Genomic DNA, 24,607 nt, shown 5'->3' on the forward strand with positions numbered 1-24,607 from the left:
CCATGACTGCATTCCAATCCGTCGCGGTGATCGGGGCAGGCGCCTGGGGCACGGCGCTGGCGACCGTGGCGGCGCGGGCGGGAAGGAGCGTCACGCTCTGGGCACGCAATCCCGAGCATGCCGCGCGGATCGCCTCGACACGCGATAATCCGCGCCTGCCCGGGGTGCGGCTCGCGGCGGAGATCGTCGTGACCAGCGATCTGGCGCTCACCGCGCACGCCGACATGTTGCTGATCGCAACACCGGCGCAGCATTTGCGTGGCGCCGTCAACATGCTGGCCTCGCATTTGACAGCGCCGGTGCCGATCGTCGCCTGCGCCAAGGGCATCGAGCACGGCACCCACAAATTCATGACCGACGTGATCGCGGAGGCCGCGCCGCACGCCCAGCCCGCGATCCTGTCGGGTCCAAGCTTTGCCGACGATGTCGCGCGCGGCTTGCCCACGGCGGTGACGCTGGCGGCGAAGGACGAGGCGCTGGCGAGCGGCCTGGTGCAGGCGCTGGGCTCGCCGACGTTCCGTCCCTATCACTCCACGGACATTCGCGGCGTCGAGATCGGCGGCGCGGCCAAGAACGTGCTTGCAATCGCAGTCGGCATCGCGGTCGGGCGCAAGCTCGGCGCCTCCGCCCAGGCTGCCCTGACGACCCGCGGCTTTGCCGAGCTGACGCGTCTCGGCCGCGCGCTCGGCGCACGCAGCGAGACACTCGCCGGCCTCTCCGGTCTCGGCGATTTGATCCTGACCTGTGCGAGCCCGCAGTCACGCAACTTCGCCCTTGGCCTTGCACTCGGCCGCGGCGAGCAACCGCCTGCCGGCAAGCTTGCCGAGGGTGAGTTCACCGCGCCGGTGCTGATCGAATTCGCAGCTTCGCAGGGCATCGAGCTGCCGGTATCAGAAGCGGTCGCGTCGATCCTGAGCGGCCGAAGCACGATCGACGCGGCTATCTCGGGGCTGCTGACGCGCCCCTTCAAGTCAGAGGAATAAACATGGCGTACTGGCTGGTGAAATCCGAACCATCGGTGTGGTCCTGGGACCAGCAAGTGGCGAAGGGCGCCAAGGGCGAGGCCTGGACCGGGGTGCGCAATTACACCGCGCGCCAGAACCTTGTCGCCATGAAGAAGGGCGACAAGGCGTTCTTCTATCATTCCAACGAGGGCAAGGAGATCGTCGGCATCGCGGAGATCATCAAGGAGGCCTATCCCGATCCGACCGACAAGACCGATAAATTCGTCTGCGTCGACATCAAGGCCGACAAGCCGTTGAAGACGCCGGTGACGATGGCCACGATCAAGGCCGAGAAGAAGCTGGCCGACATGGCGCTGGTGAAATATTCGCGCCTGTCGGTGCAGCCGGTGACAGCGGAGGAGTGGAAGCTTGTTTGCAAGATGGGCGGGATGTAGGGCTACGACATCCGACCCGGCATCGCCGGCAGCGCAAACACCTCGCATGGCGCAGCAATGCCGCGCAGCGAATGCGATCCGAGCGCGACCAGCGGCATGTCCGTTTCCGCGGCGAGCGCTCCCGACACCAGCACGGCCCGCCCCAGCGGCTTGCACAATCCTTCGAGCCGGCTGGCGAGATTGACAGCGGGACCGATCGCCGTGAAGTCGAGCCGGTTGGCGGCGCCGATATTGCCCCACAGCATCTCGCCCAGATGGAGCGCAGCGCCGAATGCCAGCGGCGGCAACCGTTGAGCGCCGCGCTCCTTGTTGAGATAGACCATGCCGGCCTCCGCCGCGCCTGCGGCACGCAGGGCGGCCTCGCAGGCCCGGCGGGGCGATGCATCGACCACCGGAAAGATCGCGAGCACGCCGTCGCCGATGAATTTCAGCACTTCGCCGCCGAAGGCGTGAACGGCACCGGCGATGCGGTCGAACCAGGCATCGAGCGCGGCGATGACCTGTGCAGGCGGTGAGGTTTCCGACAACGTCGTGAAGTTGCGGAGGTCTGCATAGAGCAGCGCGGCCTGAATGGTCTCGCCGAGATCGCGGCGCAGAGGTGCCGCCAGCACCCGCTCCGCGCTGCGCTTGCCGAGATATGCGTCTAACGTCGCGCGCAACGTGGCGCGCGCGGCGAGCACGGCGAGGGGCGTCGCTGCAAAACGCGCGGCCTGGCGCAATTGCCCGATGTCGTCGGCAGTGAAGGGACGCGGCCCGATCCAACAAAGCTGCGGCCCATCGGGCCGCCCGATGACGTCTTCGTGGACCTCGCCCCGCGCGATGTCGCGCAGCCAGCGGCGGCCGGCATCGTTGGGCGGATCGGGCGCCAATCCGCCGGGCGCGAAGCCGAGTGCTTCGATCACTTGGCCGCTGTCTGCACGCCACAGCCAGGTCCGCTTTGCGATCAGAGGATGCGGCACCTCCAGCGTCAGGGCGCCCGCCGCAAGCGGCACGCTGTCGGCGACCAGATAGGCGCCGAGTTCCGCAAGCAGGCGATCAGCTCCGGCGCTATCCGAGGCGGCATCGACGAGCCAGGCAAGGGTCGGGGAGAGCTGCATGGCTCGATCATGGCGAAGGCAGGCGGCCTTTGTCACGGGCAATCCTTGACGCGCCGCTTTGGCGCCGCCATGTCCTGGTGTCAGCGAAGGGATGATCGCCGATGACCGAACCGTTCATAGTGCGACGCGAGACCCAGATCGCGGCACCACGTGCCACCGTTTTCGCCTACCTGACCGACCCCGAGAAAATCCTGAGCTGGATGGGCTCCGATGCCACCACGGAGCCGCATCCGGGCGGGCTCTATCTGCTCAAGGGCGTCGGCCCGCGCGGCGGCGTCGCCCGCGGCGCCTTCCGCGAGGTCGTGCCGGTGCATCGTCTGGCCTACACGTTCGGATGGGAAGGCGGCCAGGAAGTACCGCCCGGCTCAAGCCTCATCGAGATCGACCTGATCGAGCGCGACGGCGGCACGCTGCTGCGCATGACCCATAGCGGCCTGCCGAGCGAAGCGCAGGCCGCCGCGCACGCGACGGGGTGGGCCCATTATATGGAACGGCTCACGACCGCAGCCGCAGGCGGCGATCCCGGTCCCGACATGGGTGTGTCAGATAAGAAGTAGCTCTCGTAGGGTGGGCAAAGGCGCGCTCTTCGCGCCGTGCCCACCACCTTTCACCATGAGCAAATGGTGGGCACGCTTGCGCTTTGCCCACCCTACGGCAGCGCGACGTGTCGTTACACCGCGGCGGTCGCCACCACCTGCGCCAGCAACTGCTCGCGCCTCGCCTGCGAGCGCTGGCCCTTCATGGTCGCGGCGAAGCGCTCGAGGATGCCGTCCTCGAACGCCGTGACGATGGTGTCGTGGACGTAGCTCTTGCGGCAGATCGCCGGCGTGTTGGAGAGCTTGTCGGCAGCGGCGCGGATTGCGTCCAGCACCTGCTTCTTGCGGCCGCGCTGGCTGGTCGCCGGCGTGATCCGCGACAGCGATTCCACGACGACGGCAGACGCCATCAGCGTACGGAAATCCTTCAGCGAAATCTTGATGCCGGCGATCTCGCGCAAGAACGCGTTGACCTGCGTGGTGTTGACCGCGCGCACGATCCCGTAGGCATCGCGATACTGGAACATGCGCTTGCCGGGGACCTCCTGCAAAATGCCGATGGCGCGCACCAGCTTGGCCGCGTCGCACTCCTTGCGCACCGCCTTGCCGCCCTTCGCCTTGAAGGTCAGCACGAAGCAATCGTCCTCCAGCGTGACGTTGGACTTCAGCAGCGTGGTCGCACCGCGGGTGCCGTTGAGACGGGCATAGGATTCATTGCCGGGGCGGATCGCGGTGCGCGCGATCAGCTCGATCACGGCCGAGAGCGCGAATTCACGCGTCGGCTCGTCGCCCGACAGGAACGCCGAGACCTTGCGCCGGATTTTTGGCAGCGCGCCGACGAGCTTTTCCAGACGATGCGCCTTGCGGTGCTCGCGGACCTTCTCCCAATCGGCGTGATAGCGATATTGCAGCCGGCCCGCGGCATCGCGGCCCACCGCCTGGAGATGCGAGCTCGGATCGGACGAATAGCGCACCTCGCGATAGGCCGGCGGCACCGCCATGGCGTGCAGCCGGCGGATGGTGCGGGCGTCGCGGATATGTGCGCCATTGGGACGCACGAAGGAATAGCCCTTGCCGCGCCGGACGCGGCGAATGGTCAGCTCGTTCTGGTCGCCGAGCCGCAGGCCGAGCTCCCTGGCGAGCGCTTCGACCGTCGCCGCGGGCGCCGTGTCGAAGGCCTTCTTCGGGCTCGGACGCCTGAAAGGGGCCGGTTTCGGCCATTGTCCGAGGGCCTTGGCCAGCGCAATAGCTGCAGGATCGGCTGAAGCGGGCCGTATCGTCCCGAGATTCTGCTGATCCATCATAGCCTTATGCCTTAGCCCTGTCTGTTACCGGTCAATGCCGCTGTTCTTATTTTTGTTCCGAAGGGTCTCTTTGGACCCGGGTTGGCCATTTAGGGTGTTCCGAACCGTATTGCGAGTCCCGAATCAGTGAGAGGCGGTTTCCAAATACCTCTACTAATGCATGGGGCCCCTGCGCCGGCCTATTCCGCGGAGCTGGGTCAAGACCCCGATAGCCGCCCGCCGGCTTGTTTCAGATCTGCGACAGTCGCAGCAGGCGGGCTTGATCCTCCGCATGGCCGGCCGCCCGCCGAAGGTCCAGCTTGTGCTCCTTGTCGGGCCCGGTTAGCCCGACGCATAATCAGTCAATGATCAAGTCGGCTCGCCGGTCGCCAGCGTTCGGCCTGCCGCATGTGGAGGGAAGCATGTCCGAGAAGATCTACGACGTCCCGGCGGAGTGGGCGAAGCGCGCCTGGATCGACCAGGCCAAGTACAAGGAGATGTACGCTCGCTCGATCTCGGACCCGAACGGTTTCTGGGCGGAGCAAGCCAAGCGCATCGACTGGATGCACGCGCCGACGAAAATCGAGAACGTCTCGTTCGCGCCCGGCAACATCTCGATCAAATGGTTCGAGGACGGCATCCTCAACGTCGCCTACAACTGCATCGACCGGCATCTCGCCAAGCGCGGCAACCAGACCGCGATCATCTGGGAAGGCGACGATCCCTCGCAGTCCAAGCATATCACCTATCAGGAGCTGCACGACGAGGTCTGCCGGATGGCCAACATCCTGCGCACCCGCAACGTCAAGAAGGGCGACCGCGTCACCATCTACCTGCCGATGATTCCGGAAGCGGCCTATGCGATGCTCGCCTGCGCGCGCATCGGCGCGATCCACTCGGTGGTGTTCGCGGGATTCTCGCCGGACAGCCTCGCCCAGCGCATCAATGACTGCAAATCCAAAGTCATCATCACCGCGGACGAAGGCCTGCGCGGCGGCAAGAAGGTGCCGCTGAAGGCCAATGTCGACGCCGCGCTCGCGAAGGCCGACGACGTTGACTGGGTCGTGGTGGTCAAGCGCACCGGCGGCAAGATCGACATGAACCCGACGCGCGACCTCTGGTATCACGAGGCGGCGGCGATGGTGACGACGGAATGCCCGGTCGAGCACATGCATGCCGAGGATCCGCTGTTCATCCTCTACACTTCAGGCTCGACCGGCCAGCCCAAGGGCGTGCTGCACACCTCCGCCGGCTATCTCGTGTTCGCCTCGATGACGCATCAATACGTCTTCGATTATCACGACGGCGACATCTACTGGTGCACCGCCGATGTCGGCTGGGTCACCGGCCACAGCTACATCCTCTACGGGCCGCTCGCCAATGGCGCGACCACGCTGATGTTCGAAGGCGTGCCGAATTACCCGGATAATTCCAGGTTCTGGAACGTCATCGACAAGCACAAGGTCAACATCTTCTACACCGCACCGACCGCGATCCGCGCGCTGATGCAGTCCGGCGACGAGCCGGTGAAGAAGACATCGCGCGCCTCGCTCCGCCTGCTCGGCTCGGTCGGCGAGCCGATCAATCCGGAAGCGTGGGAGTGGTATCACCGCGTCGTCGGCGACGACCGCTGCCCGATCGTCGACACCTGGTGGCAGACCGAGACCGGCGGCATCCTGATCACGCCGCTGCCGGGCGCGACCAAGCTCAAGCCGGGCTCGGCGACGCAGCCGTTCTTCGGCGTGGCGCCTGAGATCGTCGACGCCGACGGCAAGGTGCTGGACGGCGAGACCTCGGGCAATCTCTGCCTGACGCGGTCCTGGCCCGGCCAGATGCGCACGGTCTACGGCGATCACGCCCGCTTCGAGCAGACCTATTTCTCGACCTACAAGGGCAAGTACTTTACCGGCGACGGCTGCCGGCGTGATGCCGACGGCTATTACTGGATCACCGGCCGTGTCGACGACGTCATCAACGTGTCCGGCCATCGCATGGGCACCGCGGAAGTCGAGAGCGCGCTGGTGGCGCATGAGAAAGTCTCGGAGGCCGCGGTGGTCGGCTTCCCGCACGACATCAAGGGCCAGGGCATCTACGCCTACGTCACCCTGATGGCCGGCGTGCAGCCGACCGAGGATCTGCGCAAGGAGCTCGTCACCTGGGTTCGCAAGGAGATCGGCCCGATCGCATCCCCGGATCAGATCCAGTTCGCGCCGGGTCTGCCCAAGACCCGCTCCGGCAAAATCATGCGCCGCATCCTGCGCAAGATCGCCGAGGACGAACCGGGCAGCCTGGGCGATACCTCGACGCTGGCCGATCCCGCCGTGGTCGATGATCTCGTCAAGAACCGGCAGAACCGGAAACCGGCGTAAGGCAAGCTCGTGCCCCGGACGCAGCGCAGCGCGCACTTCGCGGTGCGCTGCTGAGCCGGGGCCCATCGAGCCGCGCACGAAGAGAAGAACTGGGTCCCGGCTCTGCGGCGCACCGCTGCGCGCTGCGCCTTGTCCGGGACACGAGACTGCCTTTCGCACCGAGGCCCCAAAACAACGGCCGTTCACATCCTCACGCACTCGTCAGCGGGCGGGCCGGTGCGGCCGCATCTTTCCCGCCGAGTGTTGTTTTCAGGTCATTTACTTTATTTCGAACATTTCCTTTGTTCCCCCTGCTGACTGGCCCTTGGCAGCCGTGCGTGGAAACCAACCGGTTAACGGGCGCGGTTAAGAATGTCCCCTGACAAGGACGTGGCCAGCTGGCGATTGCCGGTTCTGCGTAATTTTGGACGATCCGTTCGGGCTAGGGGAAAATCGATGTCGATAAGGATTGCTGTGGCGCTCGCTGCCACCATCGGGGCTGGGGTCTTGATGTCGACGGCGGCGCAGGCGCGGCCGGAAATGGTTGGGGCACATCTGGCCGACTATTCTCCGGGCACGATCGTGGTCAAAACCAGCGAGCGGCGGCTTTATCTCGTCCTCGATAACGGCCACGCCGTGCGCTATCCGGTCGGCGTCGGCAAGTCCGGCAAGCAGTGGGCCGGCACCACCCGCATCGACGGCAAGTACCGCAATCCGGCCTGGTCGCCGCCCGCCGAGGTGAAGCGCGACAAGCCGAGCATCCCTGACGTCATTCCCGGCGGCTCGCCGCGCAACCCGATGGGCGTCGCGGCGATGACGCTGGCCGGCGGTGAATACGCCATCCACGGCACCAACGTGCCGGGCTCGATCGGCGGTTTCGTCTCCTATGGCTGCATCCGCATGCTCAACGATGATATCACCGATCTCTATGGCCGCGTCTCGGTTGGCACGACGGTGGTCGTGACGCGCTGATCGCCGGGATCAAGGGAAGACAAGAAGAGGCCGCGTCCCGGGACGCGGCTTTTTTGTTACCAGAATCGCCAGCTGCGCGCGCACCAGCCGTCGCGATGGCCGCCATTGTAGCTTCGCGCAAAACCGCCGGCGAGCAATGCCGCCGAAACGTTCGCAGTCCGCCGGGTCGCGACGTCGGCGAGAACGCGGCCATATTTGTCAGGGCCGAGATTGGCGATCGTCACGTCGCCCTGACCGAGCAGATCGCGCAATGCGCGGGCCGCGGCTTCGGCCTTGTCCTGCTCCTCCCGGCAAGACGCTTTCATCTCGGGCGCGTCGATGCCGCGCAACCGAACCCGCACGACGAGATCGCGGCCGCCGCGCTGACGAACCCGCGCGAGAAAGGTGTCGCCGTCGACGGTGCGAATGACGTCGACCGGCTCGCGAACATCGGGATGGCGCGCTTGCTCGAGAACGATCTCGGCGTTCCGCGTGCGATCGCCATCCGTGTCCGGAATCAGCCAGCCCATTCCGTGGCGGAAGGTGAGCACGACGGCCAGCGCGATGCCCACCACGAACATCCACGGCAATAATCCGGAGAAGCGCCGACCGAACGGCGAGCCGCCGAATTGCGGCCGATAGGGATTGGGTCGGTCCTGGAAACGCATCAACTCACGCTAGGACAGAGTCGGGGGAACTCAAAGCACGAGCGCGCACATAGCGGAACCATGCAGGAAAATTCCATTGTCGGATACGTCGGCCGTAGTTCTACTGGAGATCCGCGAATATTACCCAAATCTCAATCATTGGTTGCGAATACCTGTTATACAGCAACGCGAGGAGAGAGCGGTGGGGTCATTCAGGTTTCGCATTGGAACAAAGCTCGGCATCGTCACCGGCGTGAGCGTTGTGCTGGTCTGCGGCATGCTGACCAACCAGATGCTCGGCAACCGGTCGATCGCCGAATCCAATCGCCTGGTCACGATCAACTATCTCAACAAAGGCAATGCGCAAGCGGCGCAGACGGCGATGGCGCGGGCGCAGCTCGCAGCTCTCGAGATCAGCTCCGCCTCGTCAGCCGGAGAGGTTGACAAGCTCCTCGAGAATCTCCGCGCGCGAGCAGGCGAAGCCGGCGCGGAAATCGATGCGGCGACCGACCGGGCGACCCGCAAGGTCACCCAGGACGCCTATCGTGAGACCAAGAAATTCGTCGATGCGTATCTGGCCAGCGGCATTGAACTGGCGGGGGCGCAAAAGTCCGTCATTGGCGCCCCCTCGGGCGGCGCCAGGACTGCGGCAGACTCGACGAAGGCAACCATTCTCGCAGAGCGTATGCGTCCGGCAGCCCTGGAAGTCAGCAAACGGATCGACGATCTGGTCGGCGTTGCCAACGAATTCGCGGCGCGCCGCAAGGGCGAGATGCTGGCCGAACTCGACCGCGTCGCCACCTTCGCATTGATCGTCGGCGTCTTCGTCGTTCTGACGTTGATCGGGTCCGCCGTCTTTTCCGTGTCGAACATCGCCCGGCCGATCCGGCGCATCGGCGACGTGCTTCTCCAGCTCGCCGGCGGCAACAAGGCGGTCGAGATTCCCTACACGCGCCGCGGCGATGAAGTCGGCGACAACGCTCGCGCGGCTCAGACCTTCAAGGAAAACCTGATCCGTATCGAGCAGATGGAGGTCGAACAGAAGAATCAGGAAGCCGCTGCGGCCGCTCAGCGCAAGGAAGAAATGGCCCAGCTCGCCGGCGTGTTCGAGGCCGCGGTCGGCGGCATCATCGACTCCGTGTCAGCAGCCTCCCAGCAGCTCGAGGCGGCCGCCGGTACGCTGTCGGGAACCGCGGAAGAGACCCAGGAACTCTCCGGAATGGTCGCGGCGGCCTCGGAGGAAGCGTCCACCAATGTCGGAGCGGTCGCGTCCGCCGCCGAGGAAATGAGCACCTCGGTCGTCGAGATCGGTCGCCAGGTCCACGATTCCAGCCGCATCGCCAGCGAAGCGGTCAGGCAGGCCGAGCGCACCGACGTCCGGATCAATGAACTGCTCAAGGCGGCGGGCCGAATTGGCGACGTCGTCAAATTGATCACCGCGATTGCCGAACAGACCAACCTCCTGGCGCTGAACGCAACGATCGAGGCGGCGCGCGCCGGCGAATCCGGCCGCGGCTTTGCAGTCGTGGCGAGCGAGGTGAAGGCGCTCGCGGCGCAAACCGCGCGAGCGACCGAAGAGATCAGCGCGCAGATCGCCGGCATGCAATCGGCAACCGAGGACTCCGTCGGAGCGATCAAGGAAATCGGCGCGACCATCGCCCGCATTTCAGACATTTCGTCCACCATTGCAGCGACGATCGAAGAACAGGGTGCAGCGACGGCCGAGATTGCGCGCAACGTCAGCGAAGCCGCCAAGGGAACCGTCGAAGTCGCAGACAAGATCGCCCAGGTCAGTCACGGCGCGAGCGCGACCGGCGCGGCGTCGGGGCAGGTGTTGGCATCGGCGCGCTCGCTGTCGAGTGAAAGCAGCCTCTTGAAGACGGAAGTCGAGAAGTTCCTCACCACCGTGCGCGCGGCATGAAACGGCGTAGCGGCGACGAGCACTTCTTCAATGCTCGTCGCATATGGATAGCGCCTCCGGGATTCCCCGGAATTGTCCGGTACCGCCGACAACTGTAGGTTGGAAAATATACCACGAGCAATCGTTCGTGGAACTCCCTGCAGTGGGCCCCCGACATGAACATCGACGCAATTTCCGCCGATTCGCTCGAACGAATGGCCGATCTCGTTCGGCAGCAGCATAGTTCCCTCGACACCATGCTGCTGTCGCCGGTGGGCGAATTCCAGACCAGAGCCGTCACGCTCGCGACGTTGATGCGTGAAGTGACGGACTGCCTTGCCGAGGATTTCCTGCATCGTCCGGCGCAGGACTTTCCGATGCTCTATTTTGCATGCGGCAAGGCCAGAGTCGGATCGACCGCCCTCAGCAATCTGTTCGGCATGACCGGCATGCCTTCATATTATCAACCGCTGAAGGCGATCCTGCGCGACGCGCTCGTCGGCCGCCCGCTGGCGCCCTGGATCATCCCCTCGGCAAGCGACGAGCCGCACATCTTCAGCAAGGAAACGATCGGGCCCTACGTCCTTGCCGAGAGCTTGTTCAATCCGCTGCAGCTCTTGGTCGAGGCAGGCTATCCGCGCCACCGTCTGCATCTCATCATGCTCGACCGCGAGCCGGCGAGTTCGCTGGCGTCATGGCTCGAGAAGCTGATTTCGCGCGCGCCCGAAGACACATTGCTGCGGCACTATGTCGTTGCCGCACTCAGCGCGGCCCGCGTCGCAAGTTACGCGCAACGACACGGCGTTCCCGTCACGCACTACGTCTACGAGGTAAGCAAGGAGGCCCTGTCGTCGGTGCGCGTCTTGTTCGACCGCCTCGGCCTTTCGAACAGCTTTACCGAGAATGCCGTGACGTCATGGCAGGAACCGGGAGACGTGCAAGCAAACAACGCGCGCGTCATCTTCCCGAGCGAAGCGACGATCTACAAGGTGCCCAATCTGCACACCTCCGATAGCGCCTATCGCTACCAGCGTCGCGCGACGGCCTCGATGAGCGAAGCTCAGCTGGAGATTCTGGAGCGCTGCGGGGTCAATGACGCCTATCGAGCTTCGGTTGCGGCGTGCGTCCGCGACCTCGGCCTGAATGCCTCAACGTCGGCGCATCTGTTCGGCGAATGGTTCGCCGAGGCCGCGTGATCAGCATGCTGGACATTCCCACGAGCACCGAGCCCGCCCTCCTTGAAAGAACCGGCCGCGAGCCGCTTCACGCCGCCAGCCATCTCCGGCGCCTGGAGGCGGAAAGCATCCACATCTTGCGGGAGACGGCGGCCGAATTCCGCAAGCCGGTGATGCTGTATTCGATCGGCAAGGACTCCTCGGTGCTGCTGCACCTGGCGATGAAGGCCTTTCATCCCGGCAAGCCGCCGTTTCCGCTGCTGCATGTCGACACGACATGGAAATTCCGCGAGATGATCGCGTTTCGCGACCGCCGCGCGCGCGAACTCGGCATCGACCTGATCGTCCATACCAACAATGACGGCTTGAGCCAGGGCATCGACCCCTTCACCCACGGCTCAGCCCGCTACACCGACGTCATGAAGACGCAGGCGTTGCGGCAGGCGCTGGACCTCCACGGCTTCGACGCCGCGATCGGAGGCGCGCGGCGCGACGAGGAGAAATCGCGCGCCAAGGAGCGCGTGTTTTCGCACCGGAGCGCGGCGCATCGCTGGGATCCGAAGAACCAGCGGCCCGAGCTGTGGAGCCTGTACAACACGATGCTCGCACCCGGCGAGAGTATGCGGGTGTTTCCGCTGTCGAACTGGACCGAGCTCGACGTCTGGGACTACATCCTCACCGAGGACATCCCGATCGTTCCGCTCTATCTGGCGGCTTCGCGCCCGGTGGTCGAGCGCGACGGCGCGCTGATCATGGTGGACGACGAACGGATGCCGCTGCTTGCAGGCGAAGAGCCGCGATGGCGCTCCGTCAGGTTTCGCACCCTCGGCTGCTATCCGCTCAGCGGCGCCACGGTCTCGACTGCGGCAACGCTCCCCGACATCGTGCGCGAGATGATGGCCTCGCGCACCTCCGAGCGGCGGGGACGCATGATCGACCGGGACAGTGCCGCATCGATGGAGCGCAAGAAAGCGGAAGGCTACTTCTGATGTCCTATCACGAGGCCCCCACGATCGCCGCCTCCGGTGCGCCGCGGCTCGAACAGGATGATCGTCCGACGCTGCGTTTCGTCACTTGCGGCAGCGTCGACGACGGCAAGAGCACGCTGGTTGGCCGGCTGCTCTACGATTCCAAGACGCTGCTCGACGACCAGATCGACGCGCTGGCGTCCGAAAGCCGGACGATCGGCACCACCGGTGGCGATTTCGATTTCGCGCTGCTGGTCGACGGCTTGCAGGCCGAGCGCGAGCAGGGCATCACGATCGACGTCGCCTACCGCTTCTTCGCCACCAGGCTGCGCCGCTTCATCGTCGCCGACACGCCGGGACATGCGCAGTATACGCGCAACATGGCGACCGGCGCCTCCAACGCCGATCTCGCCGTGGTGCTGGTCGATGCCCGCAAGGGCGTGATCACGCAGACGCGGCGCCACAGCCGCATCCTGTCGCTGCTGGGTATCCGTCACGTCGTGCTCGCCGTGAACAAGATGGACCTGATCGGATTCGCCGGGGATCGCTTTGCGGCCATCACTGCCGAATACCTGACCATGGCCGGACAGCTCGGAATCCCGCAGGTCCAGTGCATTCCGGTCGTCGCACCCGACGGCGACAACATCGTCACGGCCAGCGCGCGGATGCCCTGGTACACCGGGCCGACGGTGACGGCCTATCTGGAATCGGTCGACGTTTCCGGCGATGTCTCGCAGCGGCCGTTCCGGTTGCCGGTGCAATGGGTCAACCGGCCGCATGCCGAGTTTCGCGGCTTCTGCGGCCGGATCGCCAGCGGAACGATCGCGACCGGCGAGACCATCACCGTGCAGCCCTCGGGCCGCCAGACGCGCATCGCGCGCATTCTCACGCCCGGCGGCGAGCGCGATCGGGCTGCGGCGGGCGAATCGGTGACGCTCACATTGACCGACGAGATCGACGTCAGTCGCGGCGACGTGCTGACGACGGGACCCGCGCCACAGGTCTCCGATCAACTGGCGGCGCATCTGGTCTGGTTCGACGACGAGGCCATGGTCGCGGGCCGTCGCTATTTGCTCAAATGCGGCGCGGCCTCGACCGGCGCGGTGATCACGACGCTCAAGCACCGCATCGCCATCGACACCATGGCGCATGAAAACGCCGCCACACTCGACGCCAACCAGATCGGCTACGCCCATCTCAGCCTCGACCGTCCCTTGGTGTTCGAGGCCTATCGCGACGACCGCGACATGGGCAGCTTCATTCTCGTCGATCCGATCAGCCACCGCACCGCCGCCGCGGGAATGATCGATCTCTCGCTCCGCCGCGCCACCAACATTCATTGGCAGCGGCTTGCCGTCGACAAATCCGTGCGGGCGCGGCTGAAGCAGCAGCGGCCCTGCGTGCTCTGGTTCACAGGGCTGAGCGGTGCCGGCAAATCGACAATCGCCGATCTCGTCGATCGCAGGCTTGCCGAACTCGGACGCCACGCCGTACTGCTCGACGGCGACAATCTCCGTCACGGCATCAACCGCGACCTCGGCTTCTCCACCGCGGACAGGGCGGAGAACGTCCGACGCACCGCGGAGATCGCAGCGCTGTTCGTCGACGCCGGCATGATCGCGCTGGTCGCGCTGATCTCACCGTTCCGCAGCGAGCGCGAGCTGGCGCGCGGGCGGGTCGAGACAGGCGAGTTCATTGAGATCCATGTCGCGACCCCGCTCGCCGAATGTGAGCATCGCGATCCCAAGGGGCTCTATCGCAAGGCACGGGCGGGAGAGCTGCCGTCGTTCACCGGCATCGATCATCCCTACGAGACGCCGCAGGCGCCGGAGATCACGGTCGACACGTCAGAAATGTCGACTGACGCGGCCTGCGAGCGCATCATCCGCTATCTCAGGGAGAATCATTACCTTTAGTGGCAAGACCTTTAGCAGCAAGGGCGGACAGCCTTCGGACCGGCGATCGCTCAGAAGTCGGAGGCGATGCCCTTGCGCTCCCAGTCGCCGTAGCGGGTCGGCTCGGGTCCCTTGGGCCCCTGCAATTCCTTCGGCGCCGCCCTGCCGTACTCCTTGGCCTGCACGGCCGCGGCCTGCCGGCGCGCCTCGGCTTCGGCCAGCGCGCGCTTGGCTGCCGGCGTGAGCTGCTTGCGGTCGGAAACGGGAGGCTGATCATTCATCGCCAGGCTTTCTAGCGCAGGACGAGCCGCAACGCGATGTCCAATAACGCATTCCTGAAATCGGCCCGGAAGGGCTGAAAAAGCCGGAAGCGATTCTTACATTTGGCATATTCGCGTGCCAGAGATTGGGTTCTCAAGGCATGCGCCCATTGCGGCGGAACTGCCGCTCGCTCAGAACCTTGCTTCCGCATGCCATCTCAACGTTTCGCCCCTCCGTCCGAAGTGCCCGGTCTCGCGGCGCGACGGATTGCCGCCGACATCGTCGACGGCGTGCTGCACAAGCACCGTACGCTCGATGACCAACTCGACGGCAGCGGCGCCCATCCCGCACTGAAGACGCTGGCCGACCGCGACCGCGCGCTGATGCGGCGCCTGGTCGCCACGGTGCTGCGCCGGCTCGGCACGCTCGGCCATGTACTGTCCCGCCTGCTCGACAAGGGCATCCCCTCCGATGCGCCGCGCGCGCAAAGCGCGCTCCTGATCGGCGCGGCGCAGATCCTCTGGATGGACGTGCCGGATCACGCGGCCGTCGACCTCTCCGTTCGCCTGGTGCAATCCGACCGGCGCGCCGCGCGCTATGCCGGCCTCGTCAATGCCGTGCTGCGCCGCTGCGCGCGCGAGGGCACGGCGCTGGTCGAGGAGGTCGCCGCGCAATCGCTGGATCTGCCGCCATGGCTGCTCGCGCGCTGGAGCGCGCATTATGGCGAAGCAACCGCAAGGGAGATGGCGCTGGCGCTCGGCCACGAGCCGTCGCTCGATCTCACGGTGAAATCCGATGCCGCGCAATGGGCGAGCCGCCTGCACGGCGAGACGCTGCCGACCGGGACGGTGCGGATGCTGCTGCACGGCTCGGTGACCATGCTGCCCGGCTTCGCCGAGGGACAATGGTGGGTGCAGGACGCCGCCGCCGCGCTGCCGGCCCTGTTGTTCGGCGACGTCAAGGGCAAGTCCATTGCCGATCTCTGCGCCGCCCCCGGCGGCAAGACCGCGCAACTGGTGCATGCCGGCGCGCAGGTCACGGCGATCGACCGCTCGCCGGCCCGGGTGACGCGGCTGCGTGAAAACCTGGCGCGGCTGTCGCTCCAGGCCGAGACCGTCGTCGCTGACGCCGTGGAATGGGCCGGCCCTGCCGAAGGCTTCGACGGTATTTTGATCGATGCGCCCTGCACGTCGACCGGCACGATCCGCCGTCATCCCGATGTGGCGTGGCTGCGGCAGGAATCCGATGTCACCGCCATGACGGTGCTGCAGCAGCGGCTGCTGCGAAGATCGGTATCGTTGCTCAAGCCGGGCGGCACGCTGGTCTACTGCACCTGCTCGCTGGAACCCGAAGAGGGCGAGCAGGCCGTGGCGACGCTGCTGGCGAGCGAGCCTGCGCTTCGCCGCGTCCCGATCGAGGCGTCGGAAGTCGCGGGCCTGGACGAAATCATCACAGGGGACGGCGATCTGCGCACCCTGCCCAGCCATCTGCCGAACGCCGATCCCAAGCTCGGCGGCCTCGACGGATTTTTCGCGACCCGGCTCGTTAAATCCTGATTTTGCACCGGATTTTGCGGCCGCGACGCTGATTCGCACACGTTCAAGGTGGTGTCAGACGTCCGATTTTGGGATTAATAGGGATTCGTCGGAATCCTCTCCCCCTTCAAGGCAAAGCGTGTCGGTCGCTCAACGCAGACGTATCTCGACGCTGGTCATGAACCGCTTCGCGCGGAACATGCTCGCGCGCGCGAGCGGCGGTTCCGTTGCGCTGTCGCGGGTCTGGCCCGGCCGCACCGATCGGCTGATCATCGCGCCGCACGATCTGCGCACCGCGGATGCGACTCGCGCCGCCGAAATCTATGCCGGCCGCTTCGTCTTCGCCGGCAAGATCGTCAATTGCCACGGCCGTTCGATCTTCGATCTCGAGCCGCCGTCGGAGGATTGGGAAGTCGCGCTGCTCGGCTTCGGCTGGCTGCGCCATTTGCGCGCCGCCGACACCGCGCTGACACGGGCGAATGCGCGCGCGCTGATCGAGGACTGGATCGCCAACCCCGCCAACAAGCGCCGGCCGGTCGCGCGACGTGCCGACGTGCTGGCCCGGCGCGTGATCTCGCTGCTGTCGCAGGCGCCGTTGGTGCTCAACGAGACCGACAACAAGTTCTACCGCCGTTACCTGCGCGCCCTCGCGCGCGAGATCCGCTTCCTGCGCTACACCATGGTCAACATTCCCGACGGGGTGCCGAAGCTCCAGGTGCTGATGGCGCTGTGCTATGCGGCCTTGTGCCTTGCCAACCAGGCCGGCCAGATCCGCAGCGCATCGAAGAAGCTGTCGGACGAATTGCAGCGGCAGATCCTGCCCGACGGCGGACACATCTCGCGCAATCCGGGGGCGCTGATTGAACTCCTGATCGACCTGCTGCCGCTGCGGCAGACGTTTGCTGCGCGCAACATCGCGCCGCCACCGGCGCTGCTCAACGCGATCGACCGCATGATGCCGATGCTGCGCTTCTTCCGCCACGGCGACGGAAATTTCGCGCTGTTCAACGGCATGAGCGCGACATCGTCCGACCTGCTCGCAACGCTGCTCGCCTATGACGACACCCACGGCGCGCCGATGGCAAACATGCCGCATACCGGTTTTCAGCGCCTCGATGCCGGCCAGACCACTGTGATCATCGACACCGGCCCGCCGCCGCCGGCCGGCGTCAGCCACGACGCCCACGCAGGCTGCCTGTCGTTCGAACTGTCTTCCGGCATCAGCCGCATCGTCACCAATTGCGGCATGCCGACCACGGGCCGCGACAATTGGCGGCCGTTCGCCCGCGGCACCGCGGCGCATTCGACGCTGACCTATCACGATACTTCGTCGTGCCAGTTCGTCGAGATGTCGGCGATGAAGCGGCTCCTGCACGGCTCGCCGGTCACGAGCGGGCCCGTCGAGGTCGAGAGCTATCGGGAGATCGTTCAGAACGGCACGCTGCTCACGACCTCGCATGACGGCTATCTTTCCAAATTCGGCGCGATCCACCGCCGCGTGCTGATGATCGCCAATGATGGCGCGCGCATCGACGGCGAGGACACGCTGTCGCCGCCGCAGGGCGGACGCTTCAAGGGCGCCGACGCTGACTTTGCGCTGCGCTTCCATCTGCATCCGGCAGTGAAGGCGAGCCGGCTGTCGGATGCGCGCGGCGTCATGCTGGTGCTGCCGAACCGCGACGTCTGGACCTTCGAGGCGCTCGACGACAAGGTCGATCTCGAGGACAGCGTGTTCCTGGCCGGCAATGACGGGCCACGCCGCACTGCCCAGATCGTGATCCGGCAGGACGCGCGGCAGGCGCCCTCGATCCGCTGGAGCTTTGTCCGCTCCACGGCATCGCCGACCGTCACCAATGCCCGCCGCAACGCCCGGCGCGAACCGGAACTTCCGCTGTAAACGCGCGGATTCGGCCCCATCTGATCGTTGTGAAGCACGCCGAAAACTGCTATCGAGCCCTCGCTCGCGCGACTGGCGACCTTGGATGGAGCACCATCGGGAAGCGCGACACATATCTGCCGCGCGCCTGGGCATAGACACTCCTTAAGACAGAGGATCTTGCTCATGACTGACCATCCCCGCCGCGTCACCCGCGCGCTTCTTTCCGTCTCCGACAAAACCGGCCTGATCGAATTCGCAAAGGCGCTCGCCGCCCATGATGTCGAGCTGGTTTCGACCGGCGGCACGGCAAAAGCGATCGCCGCGGCCGGCCTCAAGGTGAAGGACGTTTCCGACCTCACCGGCTTCCCCGAGATGATGGACGGCCGCGTCAAGACCTTGCATCCGAAGGTGCATGGCGGCCTGCTCGCGATCCGGGACAACAAGGAGCACGCGGACGCGATGAAGGCGCACGGCATCGCGCCGATCGATCTTCTCGTCGTCAATCTCTATCCGTTCGAGGCGACCGTCGACAAAGGCGCCGGCTTCGAGGATTGCATCGAGAATATCGACATCGGCGGCCCCGCGATGATCCGCGCCGCCGCCAAGAACCATGATGACGTCGCTGTTGTCGTCGAGGCAGATGACTACAAGGCCGTGCTCGACGAGCTCGCCGCCAACAGGGGCGCGACCACGCTGAAACTGAGGCGGCGGCTTGCCGCGAAGGCCTATGCGCGCACCGGCGCTTACGATGCCGCGATCTCGAACTGGTTCAATCGCCAGCTCGAGATTGACGCGCCCGACTTCCGTGCCTTCGGCGGCAAGTTGATTCAATCGCTGCGCTACGGCGAGAACCCGCACCAGACCGCGGCGTTCTACGCGACCCCCGACAAGCGCCCGGGCGTCTCCACCGCACGGCAGCTCCAGGGCAAGGAGCTCTCCTACAACAACATCAACGACACTGACGCCGCCTATGAATGCATCGGTGAGTTCGACGCCAAGCGCACCGCCGCCTGCGTCATCGTCAAGCACGCCAACCCCTGCGGCGTCGCGGAGGGATCAAACCTCGTCGACGCCTATCGCAAGGCGCTGGCCTGCGATTCCACCTCGGCCTTCGGCGGCATCATCGCGATGAATCGCCCCCTGGACGCAGATACGGCCCGCGAGATCACAAAAATCTTCACCGAGGTGATCATCGCGCCCGACGCCACCGAGGAAGCGATCGCCATCATCGGTGGCAAGAAGAACCTCCGCCTCCTGCTCGCCGGCAGCCTGCCCGATCCGCGCGCGCCTGGCATCACCGCCAAGACGGTCGCCGGTGGCCTGCTGGTGCAGAGCCGCGACAACGCCGTCGTCGACGACATGACGTTCAAGATCGTGACCAAGCGTGCGCCGACCGACGCTGAAATGCGTGACCTCAAGTTTGCGTTCCGGGTCGCAAAACACGTCAAGTCCAACACCATCATCTACGCCAAGGATCTCGCCACCGTCGGCATCGGCGCCGGCCAGATGAGCCGCGTCGATTCAGCGAGGATTGCGGCGCGCAAGGCCCAGGATGCGGCGAACGAGCTGAAGCTCGCCGAGCCGCTCACCAAGGGCTCGGTGGTGGCGTCGGATGCGTTCTTCCCCTTCGCCGACGGCATGCTCGCCTGCATCGAGGCCGGCGCCACCGCCGTGGTTCAGCCCGGCGGCTCGATGCGCGACGACGAGGTGATCAAGGCCGCCGACGAGCACGGCATCGCCATGGTGTTCACGGGCACGCGGCATTTCCGGCACTGAGGCTTCACCACAAGCGTAGCCCGGATGGAGCGCAGCGCAATCCGGGTCAGCGCCTCTACGCAAACAGGTTTCCCGGATTGCGCTGCGCTTCATCCGGGCTACGAAGGCCCGCGGCTAATCCCGCACCCGCATCAACAGCCCTAGCCCCGCGACGAAGAACACCACCAGCACGGCCATGCCGGCCTTTTGGCTCGCGGTCACCGCCGTGATCATGCCGATCAGCAACGGTCCGATGAAGGACGTCACCTTTCCGGTCAGCGCGAACAGGCCGAAATACTGCGCGATGCGGTCCTTCGGAGCGAGGTGAATCAGCAGCGTGCGTGAGGCCGCCTGGAGGGGGCCACCGGCCGCACCGATGAGGCAGCCCAGCACGAGATAGGCGCGCTCGGCCGCGCTCGAGAACAAGGGAGCGTCTGCTTGCGGCGGCGCGACCTTGATGAACAACACGCTGTCCTTGTCGACCAGGAGAATCGCCGCCACGGACAGCAGCAGCACGAGCAGGCTGCCGGCGATGACGCGCTTCGGCCCAAGACGATCATCCAGCTTGCCGCCGAACCATGCGCCAAATGCACCGGCAATCGCGAGCATGATGCCGAAGGTGCCGATCTGGATGGTGTGCCAGCCGAAGGTGCCCGCGGCGTAGATGCCGCCAAAGGCGAACAGCGACACCAGACCATCCGTATAGATCATATTGGCGAGCAGAAATGCCGCCAGCGATCTCTGTTGCGGCAAGCCTCTGATCGATTGCCTCAGCTCCCACAGCCCCTCGCGCAACGCCTCGCGCACCGGGCGCTTCGCCGGATAATCCGGCGTGAACAGGAACAGCGGTGTCACGAAGACGATGAACCACAACCCGGTCAGCGGCCCCACGATGCGATCGCCCTGATGGCTGACCGGATCGAGCCCGAACAGCGGCGTGAAGCCCAGCAATGTGCGGCCGGTCTGCGGGTTGGCCGCGAGGAAGCCGAGCACGATGATCAGGCTGACGATCCCGCCGACATAGCCGGTGGCCCAGCCGGTGCCGGAGAGCCGTCCGATCCGCTCCGGCGGCACCAGCGTCGGCATCATCGCATTGTTGAAGAGGGTGGCGAATTCCGCGCCAACGCTGGCGAGCGCGACTGCGGTGAGCAGGGGCGGAATAATGGAGGGATCGCCGGGCTTGCCGATCCACAGCGTGCAGGATGCCGCCACCAGCAGCGCACCGAACCCCGCGATCCACGGCTTCCGGCGGCCCGAGGCGTCCGCGATGGCCCCCAGCACGGGCGACATCAACGCAATCGCAAGGCCCGCGGCCGCCATCGCAAATCCCCACAGCGATTGGCCGGTGGCGGGGTTCGGCGCAATGCTGGTGGCGAAATAGGGCGCGAACACGAAGGTCGTGATCAGCGTGAAATAAGGCTGCGCGGCCCAGTCGAAGAAGATCCAGCTGACGACGGCGGCGCGCCGCGGATAGGTCCGCGCCACGCCGGCCATGCGCACATCCGGGGCGATCGTCGTCATCACGCAGTCCTCATCACGAACAGTTTTGCCTCTCTTGGGGCAAACCGTATAGCATTGCAGCGAGGCATGTGAACTGGTTCGAAGCCACGGCGGAAGCTTGATGATGTCGTCATATTCGACAAGGCGGACATTTTTCGCCTTCATAGCCGCCCTGGCGTTTGGTCTGTCACCGGCAGCCGCCCAGGATGCGCGACGGGCCTATGTCCCAGCCGCGCCTGACGCGGTGCGCGCCGTCGCCGCCGAGCACGGCATGGTCGTCGCGCAGGAGAAGATGTCCGCGCAGATCGGTGCCGATATCCTGCGGAGCGGTGGCAATGCGGTCGATGCTGCGGTCGCGACCGGCTTTGCGATGGCCGTGACCTATCCGCGTGCCGGCAATATCGGCGGCGGCGGCTTCATGGTGATCCATTCCGCGGACCGCAACGAAGACATCACGATCGATTACCGCGAGACGGCGCCGGCAGCGACCACGCCGCAAATCTTCCTCGGCGCCGACGGCAAGCCCGATATTGCGAAGTCACGGGATTCCGCCCTCGGCGTCGGCGTGCCCGGCACCGTTGCCGGTCTTTCCCTCGCGCTGGAAAAATACGGCTCCGGCCAGTTCACGCTGGCGCAATTGCTCGCGCCCGCCATCGCGCTTGCCCGCGACGGCTTCGTCGTCGGTGACGACATGGCCGACACGATGCCGGCCTGGCACCGGCGGCTGGCTCGCTGGCCGTCTTCGGCCAAAATCTTCTCGCGGCCCGACGGCACGCCGATCGGTGAAGGCGACAGGCTGGTGCAGGGCGATCTCGCTGAAACCCTGTCGGCCGTCGCCGCACTGGGGCCACGCGGCTTCTATGAGGGACCGGTCGCGGAAAAGCTCGCCAAGGCCGTGACGGACGCCGGCGGCATCATGACGCCAGCCGATTTGAAGGCCTATCAGGCCGTGACCCGCACGCCGGTGCGCGGCACCTATCGCGGCTATGACATCGTGTCGATGCCGCTGCCTTCGTCGGGCGGCGTCGTGCTGGTGGAGACGCTCAACATCCTCGAGGGCTTTCAGCTTGCCGATCTGAAGCAGGGATCGCCGGCATCGCTGCATCTTCTGATCGAGGCGATGAAGCGCGCCTATGCCGACCGCGCGCGCTATCTCGGCGATCCCGCCTTCGTCAACGCACCGATCGAGACGCTCGTCGCGAAGGACTACGCCGCCAAGCTGCGCGCCGGCATCTCCGCCGAGCGTGCCACGCCGTCGAAGGAGCTCGTTTCCGCGGCTCCCTCGCCGCGCGAGGGCAGCAACACCACGCATTTCTCCGTCGTCGATGGACGCGGCAATGCCGTCAGCAACACCTATACGCTGAACTTCAGCTACGGCGTGGGCCTCGTTGCCGACGGCACCGGCGTGCTGCTCAACAACGAGCTCGACGATTTCACCGCCGCAATCGGCGCCTCCAATGCCTACGGTCTCGTCGGCTTCGAGGCCAATCTGCCGGGCCCCGGCAAGCGGCCGCTGTCCTCGATGTCACCGACCATCGTGCTGAAGGACGGCAAGCCGGTGCTGGTGACGGGCTCGCCCGGCGGCAGCCGCATCATTTCAAGCGTGTTGCAGGTCGTCGTCAACGTGCTCGACTACCAGATGGATGTTGCGGCCGCCGTCGCAGCGCCACGGCTGCATCACCAATGGTTGCCCGATGAAGTGCGTGTCGAGAGCGGCTTTCCCAGCGATGTTCTGGATAAGCTGAAGGCGATGGGCCACGTCATCGTCGAGCCGATGGGGCAGACGTCGGTCAATTCGATTGTCGTGACACCCAACGGACCGCTCGGCGCGCCCGATCCGCGCACGCGGGGCGCAGAAGCTGCGGGGCAGTAACAACGTCATCTGCATGGCAACGGGAGCGCGGATCCGCTAGCTCTCGCTGTCACGCGTGCTATCGCGACATGAACACGCCGGAGCGCCGGACGTACTGGGCCTACGCGGCGGGCTAGGCGCTCGACGGCATGACTAACTACCGTCCCACCTGGTATGGCCCGCCCTTTTCAAGCGCGCGCGCATAGGCCGGGCGCGCGTGGATGCGCTCGAGAAACGCCATCGCCTTGGGATGACCCTGCTCGAGCCCGCCGCGCGCTTGCGCCGCTTCCAGCGGAAAGCTCATCTGGATGTCGGCTGCGGTGAATTCGTTGCCGGCAAACCATTCGCTCTTGCCGAGCTCGCCTTCCCAGTAATCCATGTGCTGCTTGAGCTGCGGGTTGACCAGCGTGGTGAGCGCCTGGTTCGAGACCTTGCGCACCAGCGGACGAAGCAGCGCAGGCGCGCGCTTCGGCATCAGCGTGAACAGCAGCTTCAGCAGCAACGGCTGCATCGCAGATCCCTCGGCATAATGCAGCCAATAGGTGAAGCGCAGCCGCTCCGGCGTGTTCGGCGGCGGAATCAGCCGGCCGTTGCCATAGGTCGCGATGAGATATTCGATGATCGCGCCGGACTCGGCGATGGTGTTGCCGTTGTCGGTGATGACGGGCGACTTGCCGAGCGGATGAATGGCGCGCAGCTCCATCGGCGCGCGCATGTCCGGCTGGCGCTGATAGCGCACGATCTCGTAGGGCACGCCCAACTCTTCGAGCAGCCACAGCACGCGCTGCGAGCGGGAATTGTTGAGGTGGTGAACGGTCAGCATTGGCGAGGTCCCCGGGCTAGGCGTGGTGGCTAGGCGTGGTCGGTCGGCGGCGCCGTTCGTGCCAGCCCGAGATCACAATGTCGAGCCATCAGGACGGATATTTTCACCCGGGTATATTGACGTCGATAATTTACCCGGGTATTAAATGGTCCAACGTCGTCAAAATGGCAATGATTCCAATGCAGAAGATTTTCACCGCCTTCCAGGGGCAGCGCCGCCTGGTGTCCGGGCCGGCAGGCGAGGTCGCGCTGGTCGTCAAGCGGGTGGCGACGCGGCCGGACGAGCCCATCATCATCTTCGAGGACGGCACGGGTCGATCGATCGACTTCGATCTGCGCGGCGGGGATCGCGAGGTCCTGGCGCGGTTGGCGAAGCTTGTGCCGCCGCCGGTCGAGGAGAGCACGCCGCCGAGCGAGCCGCGCGGGCGCGGGCGGCCGAAGCTCGGCGTGGTCGCGCGCGAGGTGACGTTGCTGCCGCGACACTGGGAGTGGCTCGGCACGCAGCCGGGCGGCGCCTCGGTCGCGCTGCGCAAGCTCGTCGATGAGGCCAGGCGTGCGAGCGGCGATAAGGACCGCGAACGGCAGGCGCGCGATGCGGCCTATCACTTCATGTCGACCATGGCGGGCAACCTGCCGCAGTTCGAGGAAGCTTCGCGCGCGCTGTTTGCCGATGACCGGCGACGCTTCACCGGGCTGATCGCAGACTGGCCTGTCGATATCCGCGACCACATCGTCAAGCTCGCCTACAGCGACCGCGCTTAAGGCGCTCTGTCTCGCGTTCCCATCGAAGGCCGAGCCGCGCAT

The 24,607-nt window shown here is 65.7% G+C and carries 20 protein-coding genes and 1 riboswitch; of the genes, 14 read left to right on the forward strand and 6 right to left on the reverse strand.

The genetic code is table 11. The annotated features are described in order from the left end of the window. Window positions 1–2 precede the first annotated feature (2 nt). Together GGD67_RS09785 and GGD67_RS09790 are read left to right on the forward strand one after the other, a co-directional pair. A complete protein-coding gene (locus GGD67_RS09785; RefSeq protein WP_179732411.1) occupies window positions 3–983 on the forward strand; it encodes an NAD(P)H-dependent glycerol-3-phosphate dehydrogenase in 981 nt (326 codons plus the stop codon). Between the two features lie 2 nt (window positions 984–985). Beyond that, window positions 986–1,399: an EVE domain-containing protein gene (locus GGD67_RS09790; RefSeq protein ID WP_018323603.1), complete on the forward strand. Its 414-nt coding sequence runs from the start codon at window positions 986–988 to the stop codon at window positions 1,397–1,399. 2 nt (window positions 1,400–1,401) lie between these two features. Here the strand turns inward: GGD67_RS09790 and GGD67_RS09795 are convergent, their stop codons facing one another. Continuing rightward, window positions 1,402–2,496, reverse strand: a complete 1,095-nt coding sequence (locus GGD67_RS09795; protein WP_179732413.1) for an adenylate/guanylate cyclase domain-containing protein — start codon at window positions 2,494–2,496, stop codon at window positions 1,402–1,404. A 101-nt stretch (window positions 2,497–2,597) separates the two neighbouring features. On the opposite strand from GGD67_RS09795, the gene GGD67_RS09800 reads away from it, so the two are divergent. Further along, window positions 2,598–3,053: an SRPBCC domain-containing protein gene (locus tag GGD67_RS09800; protein ID WP_018323601.1), complete on the forward strand. Its 456-nt coding sequence runs from the start codon at window positions 2,598–2,600 to the stop codon at window positions 3,051–3,053. A gap of 113 nt (window positions 3,054–3,166) precedes the next feature. Here the strand turns inward: GGD67_RS09800 and GGD67_RS09805 are convergent, their stop codons facing one another. After that, window positions 3,167–4,336, reverse strand: a complete 1,170-nt coding sequence (locus tag GGD67_RS09805; RefSeq protein WP_018323600.1) for a DNA topoisomerase IB — start codon at window positions 4,334–4,336, stop codon at window positions 3,167–3,169. Window positions 4,337–4,737: 401 nt separating this feature from the next. On the opposite strand from GGD67_RS09805, the gene acs reads away from it, so the two are divergent. After that, window positions 4,738–6,684: an acetate--CoA ligase gene (gene acs / locus GGD67_RS09810; RefSeq protein ID WP_179732414.1), complete on the forward strand. Its 1,947-nt coding sequence runs from the start codon at window positions 4,738–4,740 to the stop codon at window positions 6,682–6,684. Between the two features lie 435 nt (window positions 6,685–7,119). Beyond that, window positions 7,120–7,635 (forward strand): L,D-transpeptidase, encoded by a 516-nt coding sequence (locus tag GGD67_RS09815; protein WP_018323598.1) that lies wholly within the window; start codon window positions 7,120–7,122, stop codon window positions 7,633–7,635. 56 nt (window positions 7,636–7,691) lie between these two features. Here GGD67_RS09815 and GGD67_RS09820 read toward each other — a convergent pair whose 3' ends face one another. Then, the gene (locus GGD67_RS09820) at window positions 7,692–8,282 is read right to left on the reverse strand and encodes a thermonuclease family protein (RefSeq protein ID WP_018323597.1); all 591 of its coding nucleotides are present in this window, start codon (window positions 8,280–8,282) and stop codon (window positions 7,692–7,694) included. A gap of 181 nt (window positions 8,283–8,463) precedes the next feature. On the opposite strand from GGD67_RS09820, the gene GGD67_RS09825 reads away from it, so the two are divergent. The 4 genes from GGD67_RS09825 to cysC all read left to right on the forward strand — a co-directional run bounded on the left by GGD67_RS09825 (window position 8,464) and on the right by cysC (window position 14,220). Further along, entirely contained in the window at window positions 8,464–10,182 is a 1,719-nt protein-coding gene (locus tag GGD67_RS09825; protein WP_179732416.1) for a methyl-accepting chemotaxis protein, read from the forward strand. Between the two features lie 155 nt (window positions 10,183–10,337). After that, window positions 10,338–11,357 (forward strand): sulfotransferase family protein, encoded by a 1,020-nt coding sequence (locus tag GGD67_RS09830; RefSeq protein ID WP_179732418.1) that lies wholly within the window; start codon window positions 10,338–10,340, stop codon window positions 11,355–11,357. 5 nt (window positions 11,358–11,362) lie between these two features. Further along, window positions 11,363–12,325: a sulfate adenylyltransferase subunit CysD gene (gene cysD, locus GGD67_RS09835; protein ID WP_179732420.1), complete on the forward strand. Its 963-nt coding sequence runs from the start codon at window positions 11,363–11,365 to the stop codon at window positions 12,323–12,325. Beyond that, entirely contained in the window at window positions 12,325–14,220 is a 1,896-nt protein-coding gene (cysC, locus tag GGD67_RS09840) for an adenylyl-sulfate kinase (RefSeq protein ID WP_179732422.1), read from the forward strand. Before cysD ends, cysC begins: the two co-directional genes overlap by 1 nt. Before the next feature lie 50 nt (window positions 14,221–14,270). On the opposite strand, the gene GGD67_RS09845 is transcribed toward cysC, so the two are convergent. Further along, on the reverse strand, window positions 14,271–14,480 hold the full coding sequence (locus GGD67_RS09845) for a DUF1674 domain-containing protein (protein ID WP_018323592.1): 210 nt from the start codon (window positions 14,478–14,480) through the stop codon (window positions 14,271–14,273). Window positions 14,481–14,669: 189 nt separating this feature from the next. On the opposite strand from GGD67_RS09845, the gene GGD67_RS09850 reads away from it, so the two are divergent. The 3 genes from GGD67_RS09850 (at window position 14,670) to purH (ending at window position 19,650) form a co-directional block, all read left to right on the forward strand. Continuing rightward, window positions 14,670–16,016: an RsmB/NOP family class I SAM-dependent RNA methyltransferase gene (locus GGD67_RS09850; protein WP_179732424.1), complete on the forward strand. Its 1,347-nt coding sequence runs from the start codon at window positions 14,670–14,672 to the stop codon at window positions 16,014–16,016. A gap of 157 nt (window positions 16,017–16,173) precedes the next feature. Next, a complete protein-coding gene (locus tag GGD67_RS09855; RefSeq protein WP_179732426.1) occupies window positions 16,174–17,892 on the forward strand; it encodes a heparinase II/III family protein in 1,719 nt (572 codons plus the stop codon). A gap of 58 nt (window positions 17,893–17,950) precedes the next feature. Next, a riboswitch (ZMP/ZTP riboswitch) is annotated at window positions 17,951–18,032 on the forward strand. Between the two features lie 25 nt (window positions 18,033–18,057). Then, a complete protein-coding gene (gene purH, locus GGD67_RS09860) occupies window positions 18,058–19,650 on the forward strand; it encodes a bifunctional phosphoribosylaminoimidazolecarboxamide formyltransferase/IMP cyclohydrolase (protein WP_179732428.1) in 1,593 nt (530 codons plus the stop codon). Window positions 19,651–19,764: 114 nt separating this feature from the next. Here purH and GGD67_RS09865 read toward each other — a convergent pair whose 3' ends face one another. Further along, window positions 19,765–21,150: an MFS transporter gene (locus GGD67_RS09865; RefSeq protein ID WP_179732430.1), complete on the reverse strand. Its 1,386-nt coding sequence runs from the start codon at window positions 21,148–21,150 to the stop codon at window positions 19,765–19,767. Window positions 21,151–21,250: 100 nt separating this feature from the next. Between GGD67_RS09865 and ggt the strand changes: the two genes are divergently transcribed. Next, entirely contained in the window at window positions 21,251–23,002 is a 1,752-nt protein-coding gene (gene ggt / locus GGD67_RS09870; protein ID WP_179732432.1) for a gamma-glutamyltransferase, read from the forward strand. A 136-nt stretch (window positions 23,003–23,138) separates the two neighbouring features. On the opposite strand, the gene GGD67_RS09875 is transcribed toward ggt, so the two are convergent. Beyond that, the gene (locus tag GGD67_RS09875) at window positions 23,139–23,804 is read right to left on the reverse strand and encodes a glutathione S-transferase family protein (protein WP_018323586.1); all 666 of its coding nucleotides are present in this window, start codon (window positions 23,802–23,804) and stop codon (window positions 23,139–23,141) included. Window positions 23,805–23,968: 164 nt separating this feature from the next. Between GGD67_RS09875 and GGD67_RS09880 the strand changes: the two genes are divergently transcribed. After that, on the forward strand, window positions 23,969–24,565 hold the full coding sequence (locus GGD67_RS09880; protein WP_026202953.1) for a DUF2239 family protein: 597 nt from the start codon (window positions 23,969–23,971) through the stop codon (window positions 24,563–24,565). Window positions 24,566–24,607 lie beyond the last annotated feature (42 nt).

This window comes from Bradyrhizobium sp. IAR9 (assembly GCF_013408065.1).
Lineage (GTDB): Bacteria > Pseudomonadota > Alphaproteobacteria > Rhizobiales > Xanthobacteraceae > Bradyrhizobium.